Source organism: Nocardia sp. NPDC004604 (assembly GCF_040609795.1).
Classification (GTDB): Bacteria; Actinomycetota; Actinomycetes; order Mycobacteriales; family Mycobacteriaceae; genus Nocardia.
The window spans coordinates 1-25810 of sequence record NZ_JBEXLC010000101.1 but is presented as its reverse complement, the minus strand read 5'-3'; the positions used below and the strand labels follow the sequence as shown (position 1 = coordinate 25810).

The window sequence follows — 25810 nt, the reverse complement described above, 5'->3', positions numbered from 1 at the left end:
CCTGCAAGCAATCGCCAGCGGTGGCCCTATCGTTAGACTCGGTCGGTTCCAAGACCGTGTCCGGGCCGCCGGTGCAGCGCGGCGCACTCGCTATGGGAGGTGATATCGGTGCCGGAGTATCGGATCGATGATCTCGCCCGCGCCGCGGGCACCACGACCCGGAATGTGCGCGCCTACCAGGAACGCGGGCTGCTACCGCCGCCGGTCGGCAAGGACGGGCGCGCGAGCATCTACGACGATTCGCATCTGGAGCGGCTGCGGCTGATCGACGCGCTGTTGCAGCGCGGCTTCACCACCGCCCATATCGCCGATTTCATCACCAGCTGGGAGACCGGCAAAGACCTCACCGAGGTGCTCGGCCTACAGCACGCGGTGACGGCCACCTGGGCCAAGGAGGAAACCTTCGAGGTCCCCCGCGAACTCATCGGCACCATTCTCGGCACCGACACCGATGAACTCGTCGACCGGCTCGCGGAGATGAAACTGGTGCGGATCGACGGCGATACCGTCGCTTTCACCGATACCGCACTGCTCACCTCCTTCGCCGAATTACACGAATACGGCCTGGAACTGCGCACGCTCATCGAGATCTACGCCAAGGTCGCCGATCACATCGATGACATCACCCACATCATGATCACGGCCGCCAAACGGCACATCGTCGACGAGCACGGACCCGGCTGGCTGCCGGAGACCAGCAGCGAAATCGCCGACACCACAACGATGCTCAACAAGATGCGCGAACTCGCCGTGGCCTCGGTGCATGCCACCCTGGCCCGATCCCTCGATGTCACGCTGCGCCGCGAGTTGGGCGATTACCTCGCCACCGCCGCGGAGCGCGAGCGTGGCCGCACCGGCTCATTGCCCGACGCGCCCTGACCGCCAGCGAAATGCGCTGGGCCGCATGGGGGATGGCAGCCCGACGAAGTCGGCGCGGCGAGTACGCGCTTGCCACGATCGCGGGCGGTAGGTCTCGAGTGTTCACGCCGCCGATTGCCGCAAGTCGGTGCGGCCGAGCGTTTCGGCCCGACAGGCCCGGTGCTCCGCGCACAGGTAGGCGAATTCGGGCCGGATGAATGCCGGGTCCAGTCGCTGTGCGAACGTCAAGTTTTCGCGACGCCAGCAGTCGCCGCATACCACCGTGTTCATGTGGCACCTCATTCCGCTCATGCCTGCGCCTCGCTGGCGCTCGGCTACGGCATGCGCGATGCGCGCTGCCGCATGGTTCGCTCACTTCGTTCGCTCACGGGACGTGTGAGCAGGAATTCCCAATTCCGAAGGAATCAATGCCAGGTGAGCTCATGGCAACACAACCGTTACTTCGAACCGGGGCCCGGCGCATGTCCGCAACTCATCGGACATCCTGGGTAACTACGGTGGTGCGCATGCGTGGTGCTATCGACCTCAGGACCTGATCAGCTCATGCGGCAACCAGGTCCGAACTCGCCGAACACGCCGCGGTAATGACCATCACCCGCGCCACCGCACCCTCCTCTCCCGCTAGGAGCCCGCCCCGGACCCGGCCTACCGGTAAGACCCGCCCGCGATTTCGTGGCGGCCCATCGCGGCTCCCGGTGGTCCTGAGGCCCCCGCTGACCGGTCCGGTCGGCCGCACTACCGCGGCTTGCCGAAGTCGTTCGGAGCTTGCGATGCGCCGAGACTGTATCGACACTGGACCGGTCGATCGGGTTCGCGAGCGCAGGAGGCGTAGGTGGCCGTCACAAGTCTTGGTGCAACTGTTTGTCGTATCTGGTCCGGTGCCGCGGTTTTCACCGCGGTCGTCGCGGTGGTCGGCGGGTCATTGCTGACCTCCGGTGCGGCCGTCGGCGCGCCAGGGGATGTCACCACGGCGGTGACGCTGTCCGGTCGAGCCGTCACCGGCTGCACGGTCCAGGTGAAGGCAACGGTTTCGGGCAGTTCCGCGCTCGGGCTCGGGTACAACATTCCGCCAGTGGAGTTCTGGGACAACGGGACGTTGCTCGGCAGTGTCCCCCCGACGGTGAACAAGGCCACGCCGACGACCGGCGTCGCGCTCATCGCGCAATTCGATTGGAAGCCCACGACGACCGGTGATCATGTAATGCTCGCGAAGTACGTCGGCGGCAATTACACACCCGAGTCCGAGGGGTCGGTCCTGGTCAGCGTCGGCATCGGGATCGGTCTCGGGTGGGCGTGCCTGCCGATCGGCTGACGGATGCGGCCGGAATCGGCTGCGGGGATCGGACTTACGTCAGCGTGAGGGCCTGAACTATGAGCACGATGTACGACGTCAGAATGAACAGGACGGCCGGGAGCACCGGATAGTCCGGCCGGGTGCCGCGCAGGAACTTCACCGCGCCCCAGATCGGAAGCAGTAAGAGCACCAAGGGAATCCAGGCGACAATGGCCTGAGCCGATGGATACGTCCACGGCTGGACGAGGGCGATATCGGTGAGCGCGGCGACGGCGGCACACAGCAGTCCGAAGGCGGTGCTGCCGATCGGGCCGAGGGCGTTGGAGTAGTAGTGCTCGTCGGGGCGGGGGGTTCGGGAAGTCTTGCGGGCGAATTCGAATTGCAGGAATGCGCCCGCGAAGATCAGCGCGACGGCGGCGGTCTTCCAGGTGGCGCGGACTTCACCGGTATCGGCGGCGGAGAGGATGATGTAGGCGGTGACGAGCAGCTGGACCGGGTAGGTGACGGCCAGGTTCACCAGGATGTCGGTTCGGATGGTGACCGATAGCCGCTCGAGACCCCACAGCACCAGACCATAGGCGAGGACGGCGGCGATCATGAGCGCCGAGATCGCCGACAGCGTGCGGCTGGCGGCTATCGCGCCGATGGCGATGACGGTCATGGCGGCACGGAGTTCGGTGGCGGTGATCGCGCCGGTGACGAGGGGACGATCCGGGTTGTGGACGCGGTCGTAGTCGAGGTCCTTCTGTTCGTCGACCATGCGCAGATACAGCAGAACGAAGGCGACCACGACGATCCGCAATACCGTGGACCCGGTCGGCCGCCAGGCCGAATCCGGTTGCGACACCAGGGCCGCGGTGCCCTCCAGCGCCAGCACCCAGAGCACGCCGTAGAGCACGTAGTGCGGCTTGTACATCACCGCCGTGAAGCGACCGATGCGAACGACCGAATCCAGGAGACCGGGAGCGGACGCGATGCGAGCGCTCATCCGTCACTCCACCGGTCCCACATGGTCACCTCCGCGGCCGGAGTGCGCCGCAGGCCGGGCCCCCGGGAACCGGGCAGCAGATGCGCGACCGGCAGCATCGCAACCTGGGTGACCTGGTCGAACGGAATCCCGAGCAGATCGGCGATCTCCCGCTCGTAGGCCAGATGCGCGGTCGTCATGGTAGACCCGAGCCCGCGTTCGTGCAGGGCGAGCATGAAATTCCATACCGCCGGGTAGATCGAGCCGTAGAAGCTGGCGAGCAGCAGCGGGGACGCGTTCGCGGGCGGCCGCCCGAGCGAGCACACCATGACCAGAGCGGGCACCTCGTGCAGGTGCGCGGCGAGGTGCTGGCCGGAGGCCAGATCGCCGAGCTGGTCGGGGCGGGGGGTGCGTGCGGAAAGGTAAGCGGCGAAACCCTTTCGGTAGTAGTCACCGATCTGCTGTTTGACCGCCGGATCCTCGACCACGAGGAAGCGCCACGGCTGACGGTTGGTGCCGCTCGGGGCGTGCACCGCGATATCGAGGCAGTCCAGCAGATCCTGGCGCGCGACCGGTCGAGTGAGATCGAGACGGCGGCGGAAGGCGCGGGTGCTGGTCAGCAGGTCGGTGCCCTTGAAGTCCTCAGCCATCAGACTCCTTCGATATCGGCCTCGGAAACCAGCGCGTCCTCGGCGAATTCGAGATCGATCTGGGCGGCGACGGCATCGGCCTGGTGGATCTCGCAGTGGATCACGATATTGCCCGCACCTTGATCGGTGATCTCCGCGGTGCATTCAGCGGGCAGATCCAATTCGACGAATCGGTCGAAAGCGCTTGCCACACATTCGAGTTGGGGCAGATCACGCACGAGCATCGACAAGGCGGTCTGACGGCAGGCCTCGATGAGCAGGCTGCCGGGCACATGGTCGAGCTGGTGGTCGAACAGGAAGGGATGGCCGAGATCGGGAACGAGCGTCGCCCGCGCGACCGCGCCGGTGCGCACCGGCGGGCTGATCACCACATTGCGCCAGTTCTCCCGGCCCACCGCGGCAGGTGCGGCCCGTTCGGTGAGAGCCGAGGCACCGTGAAATGGTCCGAGCCCCAGGCTTTCCCGGAATCCACTGCGCAGTGCCGACCACTGCCGTGGGGTCACCCAGGAGAAGGATCCGTCGACCGTCAGCATCGGCTCGCCATCGGATTCGATTTCGAGCACCATATCGAGACCTTGCAGCACACCACCGCGCTGATGTCGCTGCGGAACTCGCACCCGCATGACCAGATCCGCTGGCGCGGTACGGACCTCCCAGGCGGTGGTGTCGGAGCCGGTACCGTTGAAGGTGCGCACCACGAAGCCCATTTCGGGCGGCACCTCATAGAACTTGTGCGTCAATGCGATAGCGGCCTGTCGCGCCGCCTCCATGACCACCAGTGGATCGTGGCGCACCGCGAGCGATCCGACGTGGTCGCCGTAATAGGCGTGCATCCTGGGTAGTTGGGCCCCGGCGACGAAGGTGTGTTCGCCCACGGCGTCCAGCGAGGTGACGAACACCTCCGAGACCGCGCACCGGTGCGCGAGTTCCCGGGATATCGTGCGGATATGGCTTGCCGTCTGTACGGCGGCCGTTTCTGTGGTCACGGTCGACCCTCCAACCATTCCTCGGCCGACACCGGCCGTAACATCTGCGGCTCGGTGCCGGTCCGCATGGGAAGTACATAGGATCCGAGCAAGATCGCCGACCAGGGATCCAGATCGCGGCCGTCGGCCCAGGCCTGATACAGCAACTGTGCGCAATCTGCATCCGAGGTCGGATCGAAGCCGGGTGGGACAGTCCGGCCGTCCCGTTCGAGATCGCGCAGCACCCGGTCGAGCGCATCCGCCCGCTCGAAGCTGCGCGCTGGTGTGCGCACGTACAGGTCCTGTGCGATCGCGGTCGCCTCCGCCGAGCGGTCCTCGCCCGCGCACGCCTGCGCGATCACCCCGGCTCGGCTCCACTCGTCCAGGTAGATGGCGAGTTCGCGCAGGACATCTGCGGGATCGTCGGGTGAATGCACCAGATTCAGCAGGTAGTTGTGGCGGCCGAGCAGATACCGCAACTCGCCCGGTCGGCGCTTGCGGGGATCGGTGGCGCCCTTCGCCTCGGTGAGCCGCACCGGAACCGGCAAAGCGCCGTCGGCTCCGTGCACCACGAGCACCAGCACGTCCGAGATACCGACCAGCAGATCCGCGAGGCGTCGGCGTTCGGGCGAGGCGATATTCCAGGCGAAGTACCACAGCGCGCGGGCCAGATGCCGGTCCACCGGAATGCGGCAGGCGCCGACAATGTGAAATCCGTTGTCGGCCAGCCAGTTCAGTGTCGGCTCCACGGAACGGGCGACAATCGCGTCCGGCTTGAGCAGCAGGAGCGAATGTTCCCTGGCGAATTTGGCCGCGTCGACGCCGAGCCGGTCGAGCTGGTCGACCGTTTCCTGGACGTAGGTGTCGGCGACGTAGGCCTCGACCTTCTCCGGCGACGGTGTCAGCGTGCTCAGCAGCTGCCGCAGTGGCTCGGGGGTGATGGCACTCATTGCGCGGCTCCGTCGAAGTCGTTGCTGGCCAAGATATCCTCGATCGAAGGCAGCGGTATTCCCAGATAACCGGATTCCAGGCAATAGTCCAACAGCAGCCGCAGATACTCCTTACCCGTCGCTGGGGACAACTTGCCGAGCAACACGTCGGCGTGGGTGGTGTCGAAGACCAGCCGCCGTCGGAAGTAGCTGGTGTAGAGCGCGCCGATCCGGCGGTAGTACTCCCGCTCGATCGGCTCGAGGTCGTCCTCGGCGAAGGTTGCCTCCGGCACGAAGGTGGCGACCTCGAACGACGGGTATTCGGCGAGTACATCGGACACCTCGCGCAGGGACAGGGTGTCGCGGCCGAGGGCGTGCAGCGTGCGGTTGCACGCGGAGTCGAAATCCAGTACGGCAGCAGCGATCACATCGGCGACATGATCGACCGGCGCCAGCGACAGCGTCGCATCGTAGCGGCCGGGTAGCGAACGGAGCTTGCCCTCGACCATGAGTTTCACGACGGTGTAGAGGTTCTTGTACTCCCGGATCACACCGGTATCGCTGGCTCCAGTCACAATGCCCGGGCGCACGATCACCCACTGCAGACCCTCCGCGCCCGCCGCCCGTATCAGCTGTTCGGCGCGAAACTTGCTGTTCTCGTAGCCATTTCCGAAGCTCTGGCCCGCGCGGAGGTCATCCTCGGAAATGGTGCCGCCGCGCATACCGCAGACATAGGCGGTGCTCACGTGCACCAGCGGCACATCCCATCGGCGGGCGAGCGCGATGGCGTTCGCGGTGCCACGCACATTGAGGTCCTCGTAATCGGCCGCCGACGCGTCGAATGCCGTTGTCGCCGCGCAGTGCACGATGATGCCGACCCGTTCGGCCAGATCCGCGGCGACACCTTCGGCCAGGCCGAAACCGGGCACCCGGACATCTCCCGCGACCGCCGTCCCGGCCTCGATGAGCGTGCCGTCATTGCGCACAATGGTCGAATTGCTGTGCAGCACAGCGGCAACCGGCCGACTCGCGGCCGCCAGCCGTGCCACCACCTCCGCGCCGACCAGACCCGCCGCGCCGGTGACCAGAACGGTATCGCCGAGGCTCACCCGTGCACCTCGCCGACCTGCTCGGCCGCCGCCAAGGTGCCGGACACCAGGGCGATCACCGCATCGACTCGACGGACTCCGACCAGCTCCTCCGGCCGGTAGCGCGGCAGCGCGAACGCCCGTTCCAGCACGACCGTGAGCTCCATCAGACGCAGCGAATCGAAGCCGAGGTCTTCCACGAGGCGGTGGTCGTCGGACAGCTCGGCCGGTGGTTGCGGGGCCATGGCCAGGACAAGTCTGCGCACCTTGTCGGCGGGTCCGTCCGTCACCCGGGCACCGCCCCCGATCGAATCGCTGCGCGATGCTGCCGTCATGCCGGCTCTCCTTCCCGGAGATGAGGTTGTTGGCCACCGGAGGTCAGCAGATCGCGGGCCTCGTCGAGGGGCAGGTCGGTGTTCAGGTAGCCAGCGATGCGCAGCCAGTCATAGCCGATCGCCAGGGTGCGCCGCCATTGCTCACGCGAATCGAAGGAGGCCGGGAATTGTGCTGTCGCAGCGGAACCCGCGGCCACCGACCGAACCAGGGCGACGAAATCATCGAGTATCGCCAGCCCGGCAATGGTATCGCCGCCGCTGCGGATGATCTCCGAGAAGCGCACCCGCCGTGCCGATTCCAGCTGCGCCAGCAGCTCATCGTGGCGCACGGCGTGCACCGGCAACAGCCGCCGAACTGTCGACACGGGCGCGACATCGGCGGGCAGCGGGTGAATCCCGAATGCGGACAACAGCACACGCACCGCCATCGCGATCAGCCGATGGGCGGCAATATCGGCGACCGCCCCCTGAGAGTTCTTGACCGCTCCCGCCAGATCCTCCCTGGCGTTCTCCAAGACGATATTCGACCACACCAGATTCAGCGCGCATTCGGTGAATCTGATCGCGGGCAGCGGCGATAGCGTCGCGATCACATCGTCGCGGGCCGCGCCGGTCAGGCCGAGCGCTGGCGCGACCGAACTCGGCACCGGCGTATACGGCTTGACCGACTTGCACATGGCCAGTGCTGGTTCGACGAGTTCGCCACCGCGCCACTGCAATCCGACCAGACCGAGCCCGAGGAATTCGGTCAGATCCGCAGCGATATCGTGCTCGGCACGAGCCAGCACATCGCGCAGTGAGTGCCGGAACACCACTGAGCGCCAGGCGCGGGCAGCGGAGTCCGAGAGCGCGAAGACATCACGGTCGTCGCGGATCACATGCACCCGACCGCCGATCGTCCAGGTTGTCACCCGGGGTGTTCGTGCGAACAGGAGCTGATGCGGATCGTCTGCGACCTCGGATATGCCGAGCGCGGCGGCCAACTCCCAAACTTGTTCCCACACCACATTTTCAGCAGGGAAGCCGAGTTCGCGGTAGCGATCGATCAGCTCGTGGTCGCCGATGCGGTCGAGTTGGTGCGGCAGCCATTTGGTCTCCAGATAGCTTTCGCCCCGGCGGGCCGCCCAGCCCTTCATGGCCTGCAGCAGTCCGTCGCGCGCCCACTCCCCGGCCTCGTCCTCCGCTTGCAATGCCCGCAATGCGACCGCGTAGCGCAGCGCCTGCGTTGCGCGCCGGGTCCACCAGTCCGCGATCAAGGCGGCGAAGTTCGAATGCGGAAGCAGCGCACGCAGTTCCGCGATATCGGGCGTGCCGGACTTGACCAGGGTCGCGCGCAGGAAGCGCTGACACCGGTTGAGCAGATCCTCGTCGAGCCGGTCCGGATCACCCGCCTGTGTCAGCTGATCACGCAGCTGCGCCTCGGACCGGGTCCGCACTTCCACCCGGCGTCCGTCGATGAACAACACCGTCGGCAACGTCGGCAGTTCTTCATCACCCGGCGCGACGACCAGGAAGTCGACATCGGATCCGGCATTGCCGAATCCCTCCGCCAGCGATCCTTCGAACAGAACGGCCGAATCGCGCGGCACCACAATGCTTTCCAGCGCACAATCGAGTAGCTGACGCACCCGCTCTGCGGGCAGGGCGGGCTCGGGAACGGCCCCATCGGTACCGGCCCGATCGGCGCGCGGTTCCGATTCCGCGGCACCATCGGCCGCGTGCACCACCGCGCCTGCCAGCGCACCGTCGACGAACAGCTGCCACATGTGCCGACGCCGCGGCTTACCACTGGATGTGCGGCGAATGATGCCGCGCGGTCCGGTCACGATGGTCACCGTCTGCGCGGGCCCGAGTTCACCGCGAATGATCCTGCGCGCCTCGGCAATCCAGTCACCGGGTGCCGATTCGGCGAACAATGCGATGCCCTGGGCACCAGCCTCGGTGATCGCGACGGCCGCGAGTTTGCCCTTGGTGATCCCGGTTTCCTGAGCGACCCGGGATTCGATGTCCTCCATGAACACCGACCGCCCGCGCACCTTCAGGCTCGAACCCATCCGGCCGAGTACGAACACCTCACCGTTGTGCAGGAATCCGGCATCACCGGTGAACAGCACGCTTTCGACGATCCGCGTCGACGAACCACCGGTCGGCTCGCCAGAGTAGCCCAGTGCAACCGAATCGCCGACCACGATCATCTCGCCAAGGATGCCGTCCGGTAGCTCCCGGCCGTCTTCATCCACCACCCGCACCGTCGATTCGGGCGTCGAGTACCCCAGTCCGGTGATCCAGCCGGAGCCCTCGACGCGGTGGGTATCGTCGAGCAACTCTTCGGCCAGAATCGTAATCGGCTCGCCGAAGCGCAGATTCGGATTGTCCAGCCGCAGGGTGGTGATGGGCCGGTTGCGCGCGGAGGAGGTCACCATCAGCGTCGCCTCGGCCAAACCGTAGGCGAGGGTGTATGCGTTGGTCGAAAAGCCCCGGCTGCGAGTGAGATTCGCGAACGACTGGAGATCGGCCACCTCGACCGGCTCGGAACCGACGGCCAGCGTGCGCCATCCGGACAGATCCAGGTCCGCGATCTCCTCCGCCGCGACCCGATGCGCCACATAGCCGAGCGCGAAGGACGGCGACGGGGTGTGCTGGGCATGGGTCATGGCACGCAGCCAGCGCGCGGGGTCACGGACGAACTGGTCCGGGCGCATCAGATACAGATCGCCCTGATTGGTCACGGTGGTGAGGAATGCGCCGACCAGACCCATATCGTGATAGAGCGGCAGCCAGGAGACCATGGTCTCGCCGGGCCGCCAGTCGATCAGCGCCGAGATCATCGCGATGTTATTGGCCAGGTTGTGCCAGCTGACCCGCACCCCGCGCGGTGTACCGGTGGATCCCGAGGTGAATTGCAGCAGCGCGCATTCGTCCGGCTCCCCGAATTCACGAACCTCGGGCGCCGGACCCAGTTTCGCGGCATCGATCACCAGCGGCTCATCGGTGCGGCCCGCCGCGACCGCGGCCCTGCGCACCAAATCCTCGAATTCGGTCGAAGTCACCACCAGTCGCGGCCGGGCCTGCTCCAGAACGGCCGCAATATGGGCGATGATCTGGTCGAGGTCGCCGAACATCGGCGGCGCGACCGGCGTGAACACCCCGCCGCACGCCCACACGGCGTAGAACGCTGCGGCACAGGGGAATCCGGTCGGCATGATCACACACGCACCGTCACCGCTGCCCATACCGTGCGCGCGCATGCTCGCCGCGATCGACCAGGTCAGCTCGGCGAGATCGGCATAGCTGCGGTAGTCCCAGCCGTCGGACTCATCGGCCAGATAGATCCCGGTGTCCCGCGCCGGCTCTGCGAGCCAATTGCGAACTGCGGCAACGTTTTCGTCAGGTTTCATTCCGCAGATCTCCTTCGGACAGCACAGTCACCGTTCCGTTTGTACCATCGACCCGAATTCGCATACCGGGCCGTATCTTTTTGGTCAGATCCTTGACCTGAACCACCGTCGGCACGCCCAGCTCCCGCGCCACGATCGCGACATGGGTCAGCGGGCTGCCGCGCTCGATGACCAGCGCCGATGCCGAGGGCAGCGCGGCCACCCAGCCGGGATCGGTGCGGTATGCCACCAGAATGCCGCCCGCGACGTCGCGCGGCTCGTCGACGACCACCGCATTGCCCTCGACGAGCCCGGAAGCCGATGGCGTACCTGGCAGCACGGTGCCGACGGTCGCGGCCGGAGTGTCGGCGACCGGCACCCAGCCCTGGCGCGCGAGTTCGGCGCGCCCGAAGGTCGCGCCGGTGGTGACGAAGCGGGCCGGGGCCACCAACTCGGCGTCCCTGGCGCGCTGAGCTTTCCGTGCGGCGACCAGCTCGCGCAGACCGGCGGTATCGGCGCCCTCGTAGCAGCCGCGCAACTCCTGGACGGTCAGTGCGAAGACGTCGCCGAATTCATCGATGACGCCGCGGGCGACCAGATCTCGGCCCATTACCCGGATCATCCGCTTGACCATCCCGAAGGCCCTGGTGCGGCAGAACCGCAGCCGCTCGCGATGGGCGGCGCTGCGATTCACCTTGCCGCGCAGGCGTTCATAGATCCGGCGCCGGAAGCCGCGCAGATTGGCATCGAGGTATTCGTCGGCCTCGGCACTGCGGCTGTGCTGCGCGGCCTCGCCGACCCGGCCGATCGCACTGCGCAGCATGATGAACAGGCTCGCGGGATCCTCACGCAGATCCGGTGTTTCGAGTTTGAGCTCGTCCAGGCTGCGATAGCCGTAGCGGTCGATATAGGCCTCGACCCGGCCGCGCAGCTCGGCGTGATCACCCAGCGCATCGTAAATCTGTTCCGGCGGTGTCGAATTGATCAATGACACCAGCTCGGGGTCGGTGCGGACGAACTGCGCCAGCTCGGTCATGGCGCGGGCCGGTTCGGCGGATTCGACATCCGCGCCGGGGCCGACCACGGCGTAGAGAAACCATTCCGGCACCTTCGGCAGCAGCAGCTTGGTCAGCAGGTACATCAGACCGGTGCAGGTCAGCAGGATGGCGTCGAGGACCATCAGCGGGCCCCAGCGTTCGACCAGGTCGCGGTCGACCTTGCGATAGGCGGCATAGGCCTGTTCACCGGTCAGCGTCGAATAGTCGAGTGCATCGTATTCGTCATAGACGCGGTAGAACTCGGCCATGAAGCGCTCGACCATATCGTCGATGCCGAACAGCCGCCGCACATAGGTGACCGTAGTGACCCCGCGCGAGCGCAGTCGCGCCAGCGGCGTGCGGAAGGTGTACGGGCGCAGGGTCTTCGCGATCTCATCGGGCAGCGGTTCATCGACGCCGAGCGCCGCCTCGAGCACCTTTCGGTTCAGCGGATATCCGGGCGCGATGCCGACCATCCGGTACCAGTGCAGCAGGTTGTAGTAGACCCGGCCGTGAAAGTAACCGAGCAGCACCGGAGTCCAGCGATCGGTCTGGCGCAGTTGTGCGGCGGGCACCCGCAGCGATTTCGCGTAGCCGTGATACACCCGGCCGTAGATATCGGCGGCCGTCGTATAGGTCAGCGGGGAGGTTATGCCGCTGAAACTCTCGATGATGTTGGAGTTGTCCCAGATTCGCTGTTCATCGTCGGCGACGACCTCACCTGCGCCGCGCAGCACCGCGCCACGCACCGCACCCTCGCCGACCGCGGTGGTGATCGGCCGCGACTGCAGCAGCCAGAGCCCGTCGACATCGATGGCCCACTCGATGTCCTGTGGCGCACCGATATCGGCCTCCAGCTTGCGTCCCCACTCCACCAGCTCGGCCAGTTCGGCATCGGCGAGCACGGTGCGCTCGCGCTGCTGCTGCTCGACCTCCAGCACCGCGTAGCCCTGCTCCCCGACGGGTGCGTAGGTCCGATCCTTGTCCCCCACAGTCGTTTCCAGCACCGTACCGGTGGATTTGTCGACCACCACCGAGTCGGCGTCCACCGCACCGGACACCAGCCCCTCGCCGAGGCCGTACACCGCGCTGACCACCAATTCGTCGGTGGCGCCGGTGATCGGGTTCGCGGTGAACATCACCCCGCTGGCGCGCGCGGCGATAAGGTGTTGCAGGACAACGGCTATTGCCGCGGCACGCGACTGTCCGTGCGCGAAGGCATAGCGGATTGATCTGTCCGAGAACGCCGATGCCCAGCAGTCGCGCACCCGGCCCGCGACCGCGTCGACACCGTTGACGTTGAGGAACGAATCGAATTGGCCCGCATAGGAATGGCCGAGGCCGTCCTCGACGAGCGCCGAGGATCGCACCGCGATCGCACTGGCGCCGAGGCGGTCGTAGGCGTCGCCGATCAACTCGAGGACCGTCGGCGGCAGCGGCGCGGCGACGATCGCGGCGCGTAATTCCGCACCGGCGGCCAGCACCGTCGCCAAGTCATCCGATGATGTGACTTTCACCACAAGGGCGGCCAGATCGACGTCCGTGTCGGTTTCGATAAGGAACCGGTCGAAGACGTCGGTGCCGAGCACTGCCCAGTCCGGGACGCGGAAGCCACCATTGTGCAAGGTGTACAACCCACGCGCTTTACCCCCGGCCAGCGCGGCAAATGTCGCTGGGTCGGTCCACGGTCCAAGAACCTGCAAGTCATCACTCCCATCACCCCCGTTCACCGCACCGGAGCAGGCGCTCCGGCACCACATGGCAGAGCGAACCGAGGGGTTGTTTGGATATATCCGAGATTTCAATCTCACGTTAGCCCGCAATCCTGTGGTACTGCTTCCCAAAAGACATTGGTTCGAATGCCTCGAGCCACCGCTAAGCTGATCCCTCGAGCGACCTGCACGCGGTCGCTGGCGGGCGGCGTGACGTTCGCGGGTTGTGAGGAGTGATTCGGCGTGAGTTGGACCTTCACCCCGGACGAGTTCGCCCATATCTGGCGCGAAACCGAATTGGATCGTCACCCGTATCCGCTGCGCATCCTGGAGACGCCGCGCACCGAGACCGACGCCGACAAGTTGCGCGCACAACTGAACGAGCGGCTACCACCGCGCAGCGATCCCGACCTATCGGCGTGCCTGCGGATCATGGCGAATCCGCAGACCCGGATCGTGGCGATCGGCGGCGGACACGGTCCCGGCACCGAGATCCGGATGCTGGCCTGCGCCATCTACGACCGCGCCGTACTCGCCGTGCAGGAGCCCGGATCCGGCCCGGATTTCGGCGGGCGCGTACGTCTTTCGATCGGTCTCAGTGCCAAGCTCGGTGCTCGGATCGCGGCGTTGCTGCCCGCAGTCCCGGCCGGTCACGAACCGCCGCGGGCCGCCTCTGCCGAGGCGATCCGCGACGAAGAGGTGGTTGTCGTCGCGCAGCGTTCGGTGCCATCGATCCGGCGGCTGCTGCTGAAGCCGCACACCGCCGAGGGACATATCCGGATCGAGGGTCGACTGGACCATCCGAGTCCGCAGCCGCCGATCCACTACACCTGGATCGACGTCAAGGGCGACGGACGCTATCTGATCAAGGCGGGCGATACCGTGCACATCGTGCCCGCCTCGGCCGAACAGCTCGCGACGCAGCTGCAGAAACGCATTCCCGCGCAGGCCCGATAAACCGTCACCGACCGGAACAATTTCAACCGGACGCATAGCCAACGGTTAGTCTGAGGCGGACCGACCGATCCCCGGGGGTGTGCATGACGATCGAGAGCAGCCGAGCCGATATTGCCCGCTTCAAACAGGAGGCACAGGCGGGCACCGTCAAATTCGATCCGGACGCGGCGCGGCGTTGCGCCGAAATGTACGACCACCAGGCCGACCGGCTCATCTATCTACGACAGCGTCTCGAATCCGCCGGTGAGCTGGCCGGATTCGGCGGATTCATCTCCGCACAGCAGTTGCAGGCCGGATTCGCACACAAGGCCCGCGACGCCGCCACGCTGCTCGACCACTACATCGAGGCCGCCTACCGGATGAAGGAGGCGTTCCTCATCAGCGGCGGGCTGTTCGAGGAGGCCGACGCCGCGAACGCCGCCGCACTGCGGGCGATCGAATCGCGGGTGCCGCGATGAACGTCGCATCGCTCAGCGATTCCGTTGGGATCGGACGACCGGGAATACCGCATAGCGTCGTGCTTCCGTGGAGGGTGCGGCAGATGACGGGGAATACCGCATCGCGCAACGAATCCGTCGGAGGTCGCGGTCGGGCGACAGCGAATACCGCATCGCCCAACGCATCCGTCGACAGTCGCGGTCAGGCGACAGCGAATACCGCATCGCCCAACGCATCCGTCGGAGGTGGGCCAGATGACGGGGAATAGCGCATCGCGCAACGATTTCGTCGGGGGTGGCGGTCGGGCGACGGGTGGGAATGATCCCGACTACATCAGCTCGATGGAGCACTTCGAGTCGATGAAGCACGAGGAGATCTACGCCAAGACCCAGCAGATCGATGCGGCCCAGATCCTCAATGCCTCGGTCACCTGGCTGGAAGTTGCTGGCACGCTTGCCAGTTCGTTCCCGCTGACTCGGGCCAGCTCGGATCGGGTGATGAATACGATGGCCTGGGAGGGCGCGGCGGCCGAGGCCGCCTATGCCAGCGCCCGCAGCTACGCCGATTCGGTCGATCAACTCGCCGCGATCATGGGCCAGGTCGGCACCCGTCTCGGCGCCGTGGCCGCGGCCGCCGAGGCCGTGAAGATAGCCGTTGTGCCACCGGGCAATTCGGGCCCGATCGGCACCATCGCGCGCCTGCTCGAGGCCGCCAACGTGATCAATGCGCAGATGGCGGATGAGGCGCTGCGCCAAGAGGCCGTCCTCGCCATGAACATGATCTACAAACCGGCCTACCAGATGGCAGGCACCGCAATCCCCGCCCTGCCCGCCCCACCCGCGCTCCCCGGCACACCGGGCCCGGCACCGTCGGTACCCCGGCACTCGCAGCCGTACGCCGTGCCCGACGATCAAGCCCCCGCACCGACACCACAGCCGACCCAACCCGGCATACAGATCCCCGAACCGACACCGTCGACACCGGAATCCCAACCGCCACAACCCACCCCGGCGCCCACCCCGTCCACACCGGAATCGGAAGCGCCACATCCGACTCCGGCCCCCAGCACCCCGGCGCCGACCACGCCGACACCGGAATCGCCAGCGCCACAACCGACTCCGGCACCAACCACGCCACAGCCCGCCCCAGCCCCACAGCCGACACCACCCACACCGGAATCCCAAGCACCACAACCCACCCCGGCACCAACGACCCCACAGCCAGCTCCGTCCCCCGAGCCGACACCAATCCCTGCACCGCAAACCTCAACGCCGGAACCAGCACCCCAGCAGGCTCCGCCACCCCCTCCGCAGCCGAGCCCGGATCCGACGCCACCGCCGACAACCCAGCACACACCGCCCCCAACACCTGAACCGCAAACCCCCACACCGCCAACCCAGCAGGCACCCCCACCGACACCGGCGCCACAACCGCCAGCCCCGGTTCCCGGCCCAACCGGCCCCACCGCACCGCTCCCCGACCCAGGCGGCCAACCCGGCATCACCGGCCCCATCCCCGAAGACTCCGGCCAATCCCAACCCCCATCCACCACCAATCAACCCGGCGTCATCCCAACCCCCGACGCCACCCGCTAACCCAGCCGCACACTGATCCCGTGGCGGACCGGTCGGCCGTCGAATCGGTATGCGCGAGAACCCCGCCCGACGCCACCGGCGTCGACGCCTGTCGCAGCAGGCAGCGCCGCCTGACCGCACCGGCGGCGCTTCACCACAGGTGCAGGAAGCTCCGGACGTCGTCATACCCGTCGACGGCCCGACCATCCACGTCCGACGGGTCAGCCTCGGCACGCGCTGCCAGCGACTTCACCAGTGCGAGGGCTTCATCGCTGAGACGTCCGAAACGCCGAGCGGTGTGTCCCGGGCATAGGCCGGCCAGTCCGAGCAACGGACTACCCGGCACGGCCCGTGTCCCAACCTGCACGCACCAGTGCTCGACGAACTCCACGTCGTCGTCGTTCAACGCGCTTCCGACCAGGACACTCGCGGCCTCCCCCTCGGCCGTGCGGTCACGCAAAGCCCGCTCCAACGTCTCGACCACGACCTGGTGCGGCAGCGCAGGAGGGTTCTCAAAACTCAGATGAGAGTGCACCGCGCGAGACTACGTGCCCCGCATGATCCACACTCATCCGAGTCGTAGCCATTGGTTGATTGCGGCGATGTGGACGGTGGTCAGGTAGCGGCTGCTGGGTATCCGGATTTCGCGCGAGGACACCGGGGTTCGACCGGATCGGCCGCACCCCGGTGGAATGGCGTCAGACCTGGGCGTACTCGGCTGTGACGTCGAGGATCCAGGTGATGCCGAAGCGATCGCGCAGCATCCCGAACCCGGGCGCCCACTGCGCCGGGCCGAATTCCTCGATGACGCTTGCCCCGTCCGCGAGGCGTTCCCACAGCGCGCCGACCTCCTCGACGGTGTCGCCGCGGACGGAGAGGAAGAACGGTTCCGTGGTGCGGGTGGCGCCGTTCTCGCGGCGGGTGGTGGGCGCGCCCTGGGCGACCGGTGCGTCCGCACCGGGCACGTCGTAGGCCATGACCCGGAAGCCGTTGTCGGCGATGACCTGGCCGAACACCACCTTGGTTGCGTCGGGCAACTCGGCGGGCATCCCGAAGTCGCCGTAGGTGGCGATGGTGGTCTGCCCGCCGAACACCGACTGGTAGAACTCCAGGGCCGCACGGGCCTGACCGTGGAAGTTCAAGTGGGCGACAGCGTTTACCGACATGGTGATCGGGTCCCTTCGGAGGTGATTTCGCCGCCGGAGGGTTCCGGCGACAACGCCACCCTGTCAGCAGTACCGGTCAGAGAACGTCCGCTATTTATGGCAGCCTGGTCACCATGCCGACCGCTTCTTCGAAGGTGACCTCCCGCCGCCTGCTCTCGCTGCTGTCGTTGCTGCAGGTCCGCCGTGACTGGCCGGGAATGCTGCTCGCCCAGCGGCTGGCGGTGAGCGAACGCACGGTTCGCCGCGACGTCGATCGGCTGCGCGAGCTCGGTTACCCCGTCCAGGCGGTCAAGGGACCCGAGGGTGGTTATCGGCTCGAGGCGGGCAGCGAGCTGCCCCCGCTGCTGTTCGACGACGAACAGGCGGTCGCGCTCGCGGTGGCGTTGCGGATCGCGGTCGGGACGGGAGCGGGTATCGAAGAGGCCGCCGCACGCGCTTTGGCAACGGTGCGGCAGGTCCTGCCGTCCCGCCTGCGGCAGCGCGTCGACGCCCTCGACGTGACCGCGGTCGAATCGGCCGGACGCGGCGCCGATCCCCAGGCCGACACCGCCGTTCTGCTCGCGCTGAGCGCCGCCGTCCGGTCCGCAGAGGAGGTGCGGTTCGACTACCGGTCGGCGGCAGGGCCGCAGGATCCCGGGTTGCGGCCGGCGCGGCGGGTGCAGCCGCACCACCTCGTGGTCCGGGGTGGACGCTGGTACCTGATCGGATGGGATCCCGAGCGGCAGGATTGGCGGATTTATCGGGCCGATCGGATGGCGCTGCGCGTCCCCAACGGGCCGCGCTTCACCCCCCGGCAAGTGCCAGGTGGCGATGTCGCCGCATTCCTATCTGCCCGGTTCAAAGGCTCCGACAGCGCGGACATCTGGCCCTGTCGCGGTGAGGTGGTCCTCGACCTCCCCGCCGCACAGGTGGCCCCGTTCGCCGGCGACGGAATCGTCGAGGAACTCGGCCCCGCCCGCACCAGACTGCTGACCGGTTCCTGGTCCTGGGCCGCACTCGCCGCGACGCTGGCGCGTTTCGACACCGAGATCGAGGTCATCGGCCCGGACTCACTGCGTGACGCCTTCGCCGCTCTGTCCCGGCGCGCCGCACGCGCCGCACGCCCGGGGTCATAAGCGAGTTCGAAGCATCGGGCGAGCTCGCGCGGCGACAGCCTCAGGTAGTCGGCGAGAATTCGTAGAATTTGGGGTGCTGGCAAGGATCGTGTCACCTGGTACATGAGCGGCGATCCGACTAGGACGGGCCTGTTCTAGGCTCGCGGGGCGGCGCTGCACGCCCGCATAGGTGGCCGCCAGCAGTATCCGACCGCAAAACTTCTGCCCCGGCAAGTGCTCTGGACACCGAGTACGCACTCCCTGGGGCGATCCCGGTGGGCGGTCAGACCTTGACCAGGTCGTCGGCGTGAATTACCGGGCGCTGCATGGTATCCGGGAGTTCGGTCGTGGAGCGGCCGAGCATGCCGGATAGTTCGGCGCTGTCGTATTCGACGACACCGCGGGCGACGATGCGGTTGTCAGGGGCGATGAGGTCGACCACATCGCCGCCATGGAAGCGGCCGCGGACGCCGGTGATGCCAGCGGCCAGCAGGGAGCGGCGGCGGTGGGCAACGGCTTGGACGGCGCCCTCGTCGATCAGTATGGCGCCGCGGCTGTCGGCGGCGTGGCGGACCCAGAATTTGCGGGCGGAGAGGCGAACCGGGCGCGCGGCGAAGGCGGTGCCGACGGTGCCCGCGCTCAGCGCGATATCGGCCGCGGTGGCGGCCGCGAGCAGGACGGGTACGCCCGCGTCGGCGGCCAGGCGGGCCGCGGAGAGTTTCGAGGCCATGCCGCCGGTGCCGAGCGCACCGCCGCTACCCGCGATGACGCCGTCGAGGTCGGCGCTGCTGCGGACCTCGGGGATGAACTTCGCGGCGCCCTTGCGCGGGTCGCCGTCGTAGAGGCCCTCGACATCGGAGAGCAGCACCAGCGCATCGGCACCGACCAGGTGCGCGACCAGCGCGGCGAGCCGGTCATTGTCCCCGAAGCGGATCTCTTCCGTTGCAACAGTATCGTTTTCGTTCACCACGGCGACCGCGCCGAGCGAGCGCAGCCGATCCAGGGTGCGCTGCGCATTGCGATGGTGTTCGCGCCGGGAGAAGTCGTCGGCGCTCAACAGCACCTGGCCGACCGTGCGCCCGTATCGCGCGAACGAGGTGCCCCAGGCATGCGCCAATGCCAACTGGCCGACACTCGCCGCGGCCTGTTTGGTGGCCAGATCCCTTGGGCGGCTGGTCAATCCGAGCGGAGCGATACCGGCACCGATGGCACCGGAGGAAACCACGACCACATCGGATCCGGCCCGCATCCGTGCCTCCACCGCATCGGCGAGCCGATCCAGTCGCGCCGTATCCAGCCCACCCTTCAAACTGGTCAGCGCCGATGACCCGATCTTTACCACCACACTGCGCGCCGCCGCGATCGCCGTCCTGGCCTCACTCAGACCGGACTGCGCCATCGCCTCCGCGATCCCCGAACTCACCTGCATCGCAACAGAACTCCCTGTACCGCAACAGAACCCATCGTATTGATCGATTCAACCGTGCCGGTCCTAGCGCCCGACTCAACCGACCCCGGTGCACCGGCCGGGCCGAACGCCCTCGCCATACCAGCTGATTCAACCGAACTGGCCGTGTCCATCGATCCAGCCGAACTCGACGCCGCGCTGAACTTCCGGAGCAACACCGCACCGTGTCGGCCACTACTGAATTCCGATACCCGCCGATGGGCCGGACCGAGCAACGCCGTGTCAGACTTCGGCGCACACCACAAGCCCACGGCGTCCACGCTATTCCTCGTCGTCCTCGACCAGACCACGCCGCACCCGCGAGGCGTGCTTGCGTTCGGCGGCACTGATCCGGTCGTTCTGCTCCAGGCGGATATCGGTGCCACGGCCAGTGGGCACCATATCGACGCCCGCGGAGATCTGCGGCTCCCATTCGAAGGTGACGTCACCGATGGTGACCGGGGCTCCCGGCTCGGCGCCCTGTTTCACCAGTTCCTCTTCCACACCGAGACGAGCCAGGCGGTCCGCGAGGTAGCCGACGGCCTCGTCGTTGTCGAACTGGGTCTGGCGCACCCAGCGCTCCGGTTGTGGGCCGCGCACGATGAAACCGCCGGGCTCTTCGGGATCGGCGATGACGCTGAAGCCGGTCTCGTGCACCGCGATCGGACGGATCACCGGACGCTTCGGCGCGGCCTTCGGATGCGCCGTGCGATACTGCTCGACCATATCGGCGAGTGCGAATGTCAAGGGGCGCAGTCCAGCTCGGCTCACCGCCGAGATCTCGTAGACCGGCCAGCCACGGGCGGTGAATTCGGCCGTGACCATCTCCGCCAGCTCGGCGGCATCGGGCACATCGACCTTGTTCAGGATCACCACGCGCGGCCGATCGGCCAGATCACCGAGCCCGGTATCGGCATCCAATGCCGGTTTGTAGGCCGCGAGTTCGGCCTCGAGCGCATCGACATCGGAGACCGGATCGCGCCCCGGCTCCAATGTCGCGCAGTCGACGACATGCGCGAGTACCGCACAGCGCTCGAGATGCCGCAGGAAATCCAGGCCGAGCCCGCGCCCCTCGCTCGCACCGGGAATCAGACCGGGCACATCGGCGATGGTGAAGGTGGTCTCACCGCTGGAGACCACACCGAGATTGGGCACCAGCGTGGTGAACGGGTAGTCCGCGATCTTCGGTTTGGCCGCCGAGAGCACCGACACCAGCGAGGACTTACCCGCCGACGGGTATCCGACCAGGCCGACATCGGCCACGGACTTCAGCTCGAGGACGAGATCGCCCTCCTCACCGTCCTCACCGAGCAGCGCGAAACCGGGGGCCTTACGCGCCTTGGAGGCCAGCGCGGCATTGCCGAGCCCGCCACGTCCGCCGCGCGCCACGATGAACTTATTGCCCGCGCCGACCAGGTCGACGAGCACCTTGCCGTCGTCATCGAGCACCACGGTGCCGTCGGGCACCTTCAACAGCAGATCGGTGCCCTGCTTACCGTCGCGGTTACTGCCCTCACCCGGCTTGCCGTTGCTCGCCTTGGCGTGCGGATGGAAGTGGAAGTCCAGCAGGGTGTGCACATTCGGGTCGACCTCGAGCACCACATCCCCGCCGCGTCCGCCATTGCCGCCATCGGGACCGCCGAGCGGCATGAACTTCTCCCGGCGCACGGAGGCGCAGCCGTGACCACCCTTGCCCGCACGCACGTGCAATACAACACGGTCGATGAATTTGGACATGTCCGAATCATCCTCCTCGGTGGTGGCCGTAGCGATTGCTTGCAGGTCGCTCGAAAACCTGCGTTAAGGGATCGCGGTCTTTAGAGAACGCGAAAAGCGGGCCAGGGAATGCACCCTGACCCGCTCAGCTGTTTCCGGAGTGGCTTAAGGCGCTCAGGCCTCGACCGGCTCCTGGACGACGATGTTCACGGTCTTGCGGCCACGCTTGGTGCCGAATTCGACCTTGCCCGCGGCCAGGGCGAACAGGGTGTCGTCGCCGCCACGGCCGACGAGCACGCCGGGGTGGAAGTGCGTGCCGCGCTGGCGAACCAGGATCTCGCCCGCCGAAACGGACTGGCCACCGAAACGCTTGACGCCGAGTCGCTGGGCATTCGAGTCGCGACCGTTGCGCGAGCTGGATGCACCCTTCTTATGTGCCATTTCTGAACTCCTGTGAAGTAATTCGAGAAAGCGCGGAGGCTTACTTGATGCCGGTGACCTTGAGGACGGTCAGCGGCTGACGGTGACCCTGACGCTTGTGGTAGCCGGTCTTGTTCTTGAACTTGTGGATGCGGATCTTCGGGCCCTTGGTGTGCTCGACGACCTCAGCGGCCACGGAGACCTTGGCCAGCTTGTCCGCATCGGTGGTCAGCTCGGCGCCGTTCACCACGAGAACCGGGGCCAGCGCCACGGACGAACCCGGCGCACCCTCGATCTTCTCGACCTTCACCAGGTCACCGACCGCGACCTTGTACTGCTTTCCGCCGGTCTTGACGATCGCGTACGTTGCCATCGGTCGGCTGCCCTTCTTCCTGTCATGCGCGCGGCTCGTGCTCGCGCGGCTGTGTGCTCCCGCCCGGATGACTCCGCTTGGAAACCACAGCACTCTGGTCTGGTAGTCACCGCCGCCTCAGCAACCTGATGGCTCTCGGCTTCGAGCCGAGTCACGAACACAGCGCAGATGAGCGCTGTCGCCGGGCAGCGACTGTCCAAGATTACAGGACGGATACCACGCCGACCAAACCGGTGCCCCGCACCAGGTCACGGTCCTCGCCGCCGGTCCGACTCGGCCGTCCAACGCGGGAACCCCCGTCGCGAAGTGCGGCGGGGGTCCCGAGTTCGGATCCGATCGTGGCGATCAGTTCGCGTCGTCCACCGGCGGTCCGGCGGGACGACCGACGGCCCGGCGGCGCGGCTTGCGCGTCGGCACCACGACCGGCATATCCGCCGTGTAATCCACCACGGGCGTTGCGGACGTCTGATCAGCCGTCGGCAGCACGAACACCGCGCCCGCAGTGTCTGCGGCCGGTGCAGCGGCCGAACGCGCCACACGGCGTCTGCGGCTGGCCGAACGGGGCGCCACCGGTTCCGACGCACCGTTGGCCGAGACGGCGGATGCCGCGGGTGCCTCGGATGTGACAGCCTGCTCAGCCGCGGGCTCGGTGACCGCAACGGGTGCCGCTGCCTCGGACGTCGCGGCGGCGTCGACGACCGGCTCAGCGGAGACGACCTCCTCGGACGCGGGCTGGACGGCTTCCACCGCCACCGCTCCGGCGACTTCCTCGGCGACCGCTTCCGCAGCGGCCTCGGCCACCGCCGCAACGGCTTCGTCGACCACGACTTCCTCGACCATGCCCGCAGCCGAGGCGGCTTCGGCAATGGCTTCGATCGCAGCTGCTTCGGCCGCGACAGCCTCGGCTTCAGCCGCAACAGCTTCGGCCGCTTCGGTCGTGACGGCTTCGGCCGCAGCCGTGGCGACCTCACCCTGTGCTTCGGGCTCCTCGCCGTGCGCGGCATCCTCGGACTGATGCGCCGCCATTGCCAGCGCGACCGGATGCGCCCGCTTGACCGCGATCTCCGCCTCGTCTGTCTCCGCGACATGTCCGGTGCCATTGCTGGCAGCGGCAGGCGCACTGGCCGCCGCACTCTTGTCCCGGCCGCGGCGCCGCCGCGATCCGGTCTCCCGGCTGCCACGCGCGGCATCCTCGGTCGCGGTGAGCTCGACCGGATATGTGTGCACGACGATGCCCCGGCCGTGGCAATGCTCACAGGTCGACGAGAACGCTTCGACCAGGCCGGTGCCCAGCTTCTTACGGGTCATCTGGACCAGGCCCAGCGAGGTCACCTCGGAGACCTGATGCCGGGTGCGGTCGCGGCCCAATGCCTCGGTCAGCCGCCGCAGCACCAGATCCCGGTTCGACTCCAGCACCATATCGATGAAGTCGACGACGATCATGCCGCCGATATCGCGCAACCGCATCTGGCGCACGATCTCCTCGGCCGCCTCCAGATTGTTGCGGGTGACCGTCTCTTCCAGGTTGCTGCCGCCTGCACCGGTGAACTTGCCGGTGTTGACGTCGATGACCGTCATCGCCTCGGTCCGGTCGATCACCAGGGTGCCGCCCGAGGGCAGCCACACCTTGCGATCGAGCGCCTTGGCGAGCTGTTCGTCGATCCGATAGGTCTCGAATACGTCGACACCGTTGTTCTCGTGCCGGGAGACCCGGGCGAGCATGTCGGGCGCGACCGTGCGGATGTAGTTCTCGACGGTGCTCCAGGACCGCTCACCCTCGATGACCAGCCTGGAGAAGTCCTCGTTGAACAGATCGCGGATGACCTTGACCAGCAGGTCCGGCTCTTCGTACAGCGTCTTGGGTGAGCCGCTGTCCTTGGCCTCGGAGGCCTTCTCGATGGTGCGCCACGTCGCCTGTAGCCGCTCCACGTCGCGGGCCAGTTCGGCCTCGCTGACGCCCTCCGATGCGGTGCGGATGATCACCCCGGCGTCGGCGGGCACGATATCGCGCAGGATCTCCTTGAGCCGCTTGCGCTCGGTATCGGGCAGCTTGCGGCTGATGCCGGTGGACGAACCACCCGGCACGTACACCAGGAAGCGTCCGGCCAGGCTGATCTGAGTGGTCAGGCGCGCACCCTTGTGCCCAACCGGATCCTTGCTCACCTGGACCAGCACCTGATCGCCCGGCTTGAGCGCCTGCTCGATCTTGCGCTCCTTGCCGCCGAGACCGGCGGCCTCCCAGTTCACCTCACCGGCGTAGAGCACACCGTTGCGGCCGCGGCCGATATCGACGAATGCGGCCTCCATCGAGGGCAGCACGTTCTGCACCTTGCCGAGGTAGACATTGCCGACCATCGACGCGACGCCGGTATTGGTGACGAAGTGCTCGACCAGGATGTTGTCCTCGAGCACCGCGACCTGGGTGGCGGTCGGATGATCGGGGAAGGTCTTCTCGCGCACCACCATCACCCGGTCCACCGCCTCGCGGCGGGCCAGGAACTCCGACTCGGTCAGGATCGGCGGGCGGCGGCGACCGGCCTCGCGACCGTCGCGCCGACGCTGCCGCTTGGCCTCGAGCCGGGTGGAGCCGGTAATGCCCTGCACCTCGTCGACCGTGGCGCGAGTGCGGCTCTTATTGCGCGGCTCGCGCTCGTGCACCACGGTGTTGGGCGGATCGTCCTCGGAGACGACCTCGGCCTCGGCACCCTCACCGGCCACCTTGCGGCGACGACGGCGACGACGGCGACGGCTCGAACCCTCGGGCAGACCGGATTCCTCGTCCTCGCCCTCGGTGTCCTCGGCGGTTTCGGTGGGCTCGGCCTCGGCCTTGCGCGCGGCGGGCTGCTCGTCTTCGGTGGTCTCCTCGGCGACGTCGCTCTCGTCACCTTCGGCATCGGATTCGCTGTGCTGTTCACCGCGACCACGACCACGGCCGCGACGGCCACGCCGCCGACGCCGCGGCTGGTCCGCATCGCCCTGCGGTTCGGTCGGTTCCTGTTCTTCCTCGGTGGTCTCGACCTCGTCCTCGACCACCGGCTCCTCGGCCCGGCGGGTCTCCCGCTCGGCCCGCCGCTGTTTACGCGCCGCTTCGGCTGCCGCGGCGTCCGGCGGCAGGAACAGCGGCGCGGAGACCGCGGCGGCGGCCTCGAAGACGGCCGGCGTCGCGACGTGCGGCTCCTGCGGAACCGAGTGGGTGAACAACTGCACCGACGGCTGGTGTGCCGCGGGCTGTTCCCCTGATGGCAGCGATCCGGACTGATCGATCACCTGGTCCGGTGCGGAAAAAATGAGGCCGGGCTCCTTGGGAGCTGGCTGTTGCTCCGGCGCGACCTCGGCATCCTGTGACACCTCGGCGGCCGGCTCGGTGGTGACGAGCGCCTCGCGGACCGATT

22 protein-coding genes are annotated in these 25810 nt (G+C 67.3%); 6 read left to right on the top strand and 16 right to left on the bottom strand.

All coding sequences use genetic code 11. From position 1 onward, the window contains the following. The first annotated feature begins 108 nt into the window (after positions 1-108). Entirely contained in the window at positions 109-879 is a 771-nt protein-coding gene (locus ABZW16_RS30155) for a MerR family transcriptional regulator (protein ID WP_354959469.1), read from the top strand. A 102-nt stretch (positions 880-981) separates the two neighbouring features. On the opposite strand, the gene ABZW16_RS30150 is transcribed toward ABZW16_RS30155, so the two are convergent. Next, the gene (locus ABZW16_RS30150; protein WP_354959468.1) at positions 982-1149 is read right to left on the bottom strand and encodes a hypothetical protein; all 168 of its coding nucleotides are present in this window, start codon (positions 1147-1149) and stop codon (positions 982-984) included. 562 nt (positions 1150-1711) lie between these two features. Between ABZW16_RS30150 and ABZW16_RS30145 the strand changes: the two genes are divergently transcribed. Beyond that, the gene (locus ABZW16_RS30145; RefSeq protein ID WP_354959467.1) at positions 1712-2191 is read left to right on the top strand and encodes a hypothetical protein; all 480 of its coding nucleotides are present in this window, start codon (positions 1712-1714) and stop codon (positions 2189-2191) included. A 34-nt stretch (positions 2192-2225) separates the two neighbouring features. On the opposite strand, the gene ABZW16_RS30140 is transcribed toward ABZW16_RS30145, so the two are convergent. Genes ABZW16_RS30140 through ABZW16_RS30105 form a run of 8 tightly spaced genes read right to left on the bottom strand, consistent with a single transcriptional unit; the run spans position 2226 to position 13224 of the window. Beyond that, positions 2226-3161 (bottom strand): hypothetical protein, encoded by a 936-nt coding sequence (locus ABZW16_RS30140; protein ID WP_354959466.1) that lies wholly within the window; start codon positions 3159-3161, stop codon positions 2226-2228. Continuing rightward, positions 3158-3790 (bottom strand): nitroreductase family protein, encoded by a 633-nt coding sequence (locus ABZW16_RS30135; RefSeq protein WP_354959465.1) that lies wholly within the window; start codon positions 3788-3790, stop codon positions 3158-3160. The genes ABZW16_RS30140 and ABZW16_RS30135 overlap by 4 nt, the downstream gene beginning before the upstream one ends. Continuing rightward, positions 3790-4776 (bottom strand): ScbA/BarX family gamma-butyrolactone biosynthesis protein, encoded by a 987-nt coding sequence (locus tag ABZW16_RS30130; protein ID WP_354959464.1) that lies wholly within the window; start codon positions 4774-4776, stop codon positions 3790-3792. Before ABZW16_RS30130 ends, ABZW16_RS30135 begins: the two co-directional genes overlap by 1 nt. Continuing rightward, positions 4773-5705, bottom strand: a complete 933-nt coding sequence (locus ABZW16_RS30125) for a nucleoside-diphosphate kinase (protein WP_354959463.1) — start codon at positions 5703-5705, stop codon at positions 4773-4775. Before ABZW16_RS30125 ends, ABZW16_RS30130 begins: the two co-directional genes overlap by 4 nt. Beyond that, complete coding sequence (locus ABZW16_RS30120) at positions 5702-6793, bottom strand: SDR family oxidoreductase (protein ID WP_354959462.1); 1092 nt, start codon at positions 6791-6793, stop codon at positions 5702-5704. The genes ABZW16_RS30125 and ABZW16_RS30120 overlap by 4 nt, the downstream gene beginning before the upstream one ends. After that, positions 6790-7107: an acyl carrier protein gene (locus ABZW16_RS30115; RefSeq protein WP_354959461.1), complete on the bottom strand. Its 318-nt coding sequence runs from the start codon at positions 7105-7107 to the stop codon at positions 6790-6792. The genes ABZW16_RS30120 and ABZW16_RS30115 overlap by 4 nt, the downstream gene beginning before the upstream one ends. After that, on the bottom strand, positions 7104-10505 hold the full coding sequence (locus tag ABZW16_RS30110) for an AMP-binding protein (protein ID WP_354959460.1): 3402 nt from the start codon (positions 10503-10505) through the stop codon (positions 7104-7106). The genes ABZW16_RS30115 and ABZW16_RS30110 overlap by 4 nt, the downstream gene beginning before the upstream one ends. Next, positions 10495-13224, bottom strand: a complete 2730-nt coding sequence (locus ABZW16_RS30105) for a phosphoenolpyruvate synthase (RefSeq protein WP_354959459.1) — start codon at positions 13222-13224, stop codon at positions 10495-10497. The genes ABZW16_RS30110 and ABZW16_RS30105 overlap by 11 nt, the downstream gene beginning before the upstream one ends. Positions 13225-13476: 252 nt before the next feature. Between ABZW16_RS30105 and ABZW16_RS30100 the strand changes: the two genes are divergently transcribed. The 3 genes from ABZW16_RS30100 to ABZW16_RS30090 all read left to right on the top strand — a co-directional run bounded on the left by ABZW16_RS30100 (position 13477) and on the right by ABZW16_RS30090 (position 16223). Beyond that, the gene (locus ABZW16_RS30100; protein ID WP_354959458.1) at positions 13477-14190 is read left to right on the top strand and encodes an ESX secretion-associated protein EspG; all 714 of its coding nucleotides are present in this window, start codon (positions 13477-13479) and stop codon (positions 14188-14190) included. A gap of 83 nt (positions 14191-14273) precedes the next feature. Continuing rightward, positions 14274-14648 carry a hypothetical protein gene (locus tag ABZW16_RS30095; RefSeq protein WP_354959457.1) on the top strand — a complete coding sequence of 125 codons (375 nt, stop codon included), beginning with the start codon at positions 14274-14276 and terminating at the stop codon, positions 14646-14648. A gap of 234 nt (positions 14649-14882) precedes the next feature. Next, positions 14883-16223: a hypothetical protein gene (locus ABZW16_RS30090; RefSeq protein ID WP_354959455.1), complete on the top strand. Its 1341-nt coding sequence runs from the start codon at positions 14883-14885 to the stop codon at positions 16221-16223. A 130-nt stretch (positions 16224-16353) separates the two neighbouring features. On the opposite strand, the gene ABZW16_RS30085 is transcribed toward ABZW16_RS30090, so the two are convergent. Further along, positions 16354-16737 (bottom strand): hypothetical protein, encoded by a 384-nt coding sequence (locus ABZW16_RS30085; protein WP_354959454.1) that lies wholly within the window; start codon positions 16735-16737, stop codon positions 16354-16356. Positions 16738-16900: 163 nt separating this feature from the next. Further along, entirely contained in the window at positions 16901-17368 is a 468-nt protein-coding gene (locus ABZW16_RS30080; RefSeq protein WP_354959453.1) for a VOC family protein, read from the bottom strand. Positions 17369-17481: 113 nt separating this feature from the next. Here ABZW16_RS30080 and ABZW16_RS30075 point away from each other — a divergent pair, with 113 nt between their 5' ends. Next, positions 17482-18483 carry a WYL domain-containing protein gene (locus tag ABZW16_RS30075; protein ID WP_354959452.1) on the top strand — a complete coding sequence of 334 codons (1002 nt, stop codon included), beginning with the start codon at positions 17482-17484 and terminating at the stop codon, positions 18481-18483. A gap of 262 nt (positions 18484-18745) precedes the next feature. Here ABZW16_RS30075 and proB read toward each other — a convergent pair whose 3' ends face one another. From proB to ABZW16_RS30050, 5 genes are all read right to left on the bottom strand, one after another. Next, on the bottom strand, positions 18746-19861 hold the full coding sequence (proB, locus tag ABZW16_RS30070; protein ID WP_354959477.1) for a glutamate 5-kinase: 1116 nt from the start codon (positions 19859-19861) through the stop codon (positions 18746-18748). Positions 19862-20191: 330 nt separating this feature from the next. Next, positions 20192-21646 (bottom strand): GTPase ObgE, encoded by a 1455-nt coding sequence (gene obgE, locus ABZW16_RS30065; RefSeq protein WP_354959451.1) that lies wholly within the window; start codon positions 21644-21646, stop codon positions 20192-20194. Positions 21647-21799: 153 nt separating this feature from the next. Beyond that, positions 21800-22066, bottom strand: coding sequence for a 50S ribosomal protein L27 (gene rpmA, locus ABZW16_RS30060; protein ID WP_354959450.1), 267 nt, complete (start codon positions 22064-22066; stop codon positions 21800-21802). A gap of 40 nt (positions 22067-22106) precedes the next feature. Next, on the bottom strand, positions 22107-22418 hold the full coding sequence (gene rplU / locus ABZW16_RS30055) for a 50S ribosomal protein L21 (RefSeq protein WP_040687720.1): 312 nt from the start codon (positions 22416-22418) through the stop codon (positions 22107-22109). Between the two features lie 345 nt (positions 22419-22763). Next, a partial coding sequence (locus ABZW16_RS30050) for an Rne/Rng family ribonuclease (RefSeq protein ID WP_354959449.1) occupies positions 22764-25810 on the bottom strand: 3047 nt, incomplete at its 5' end.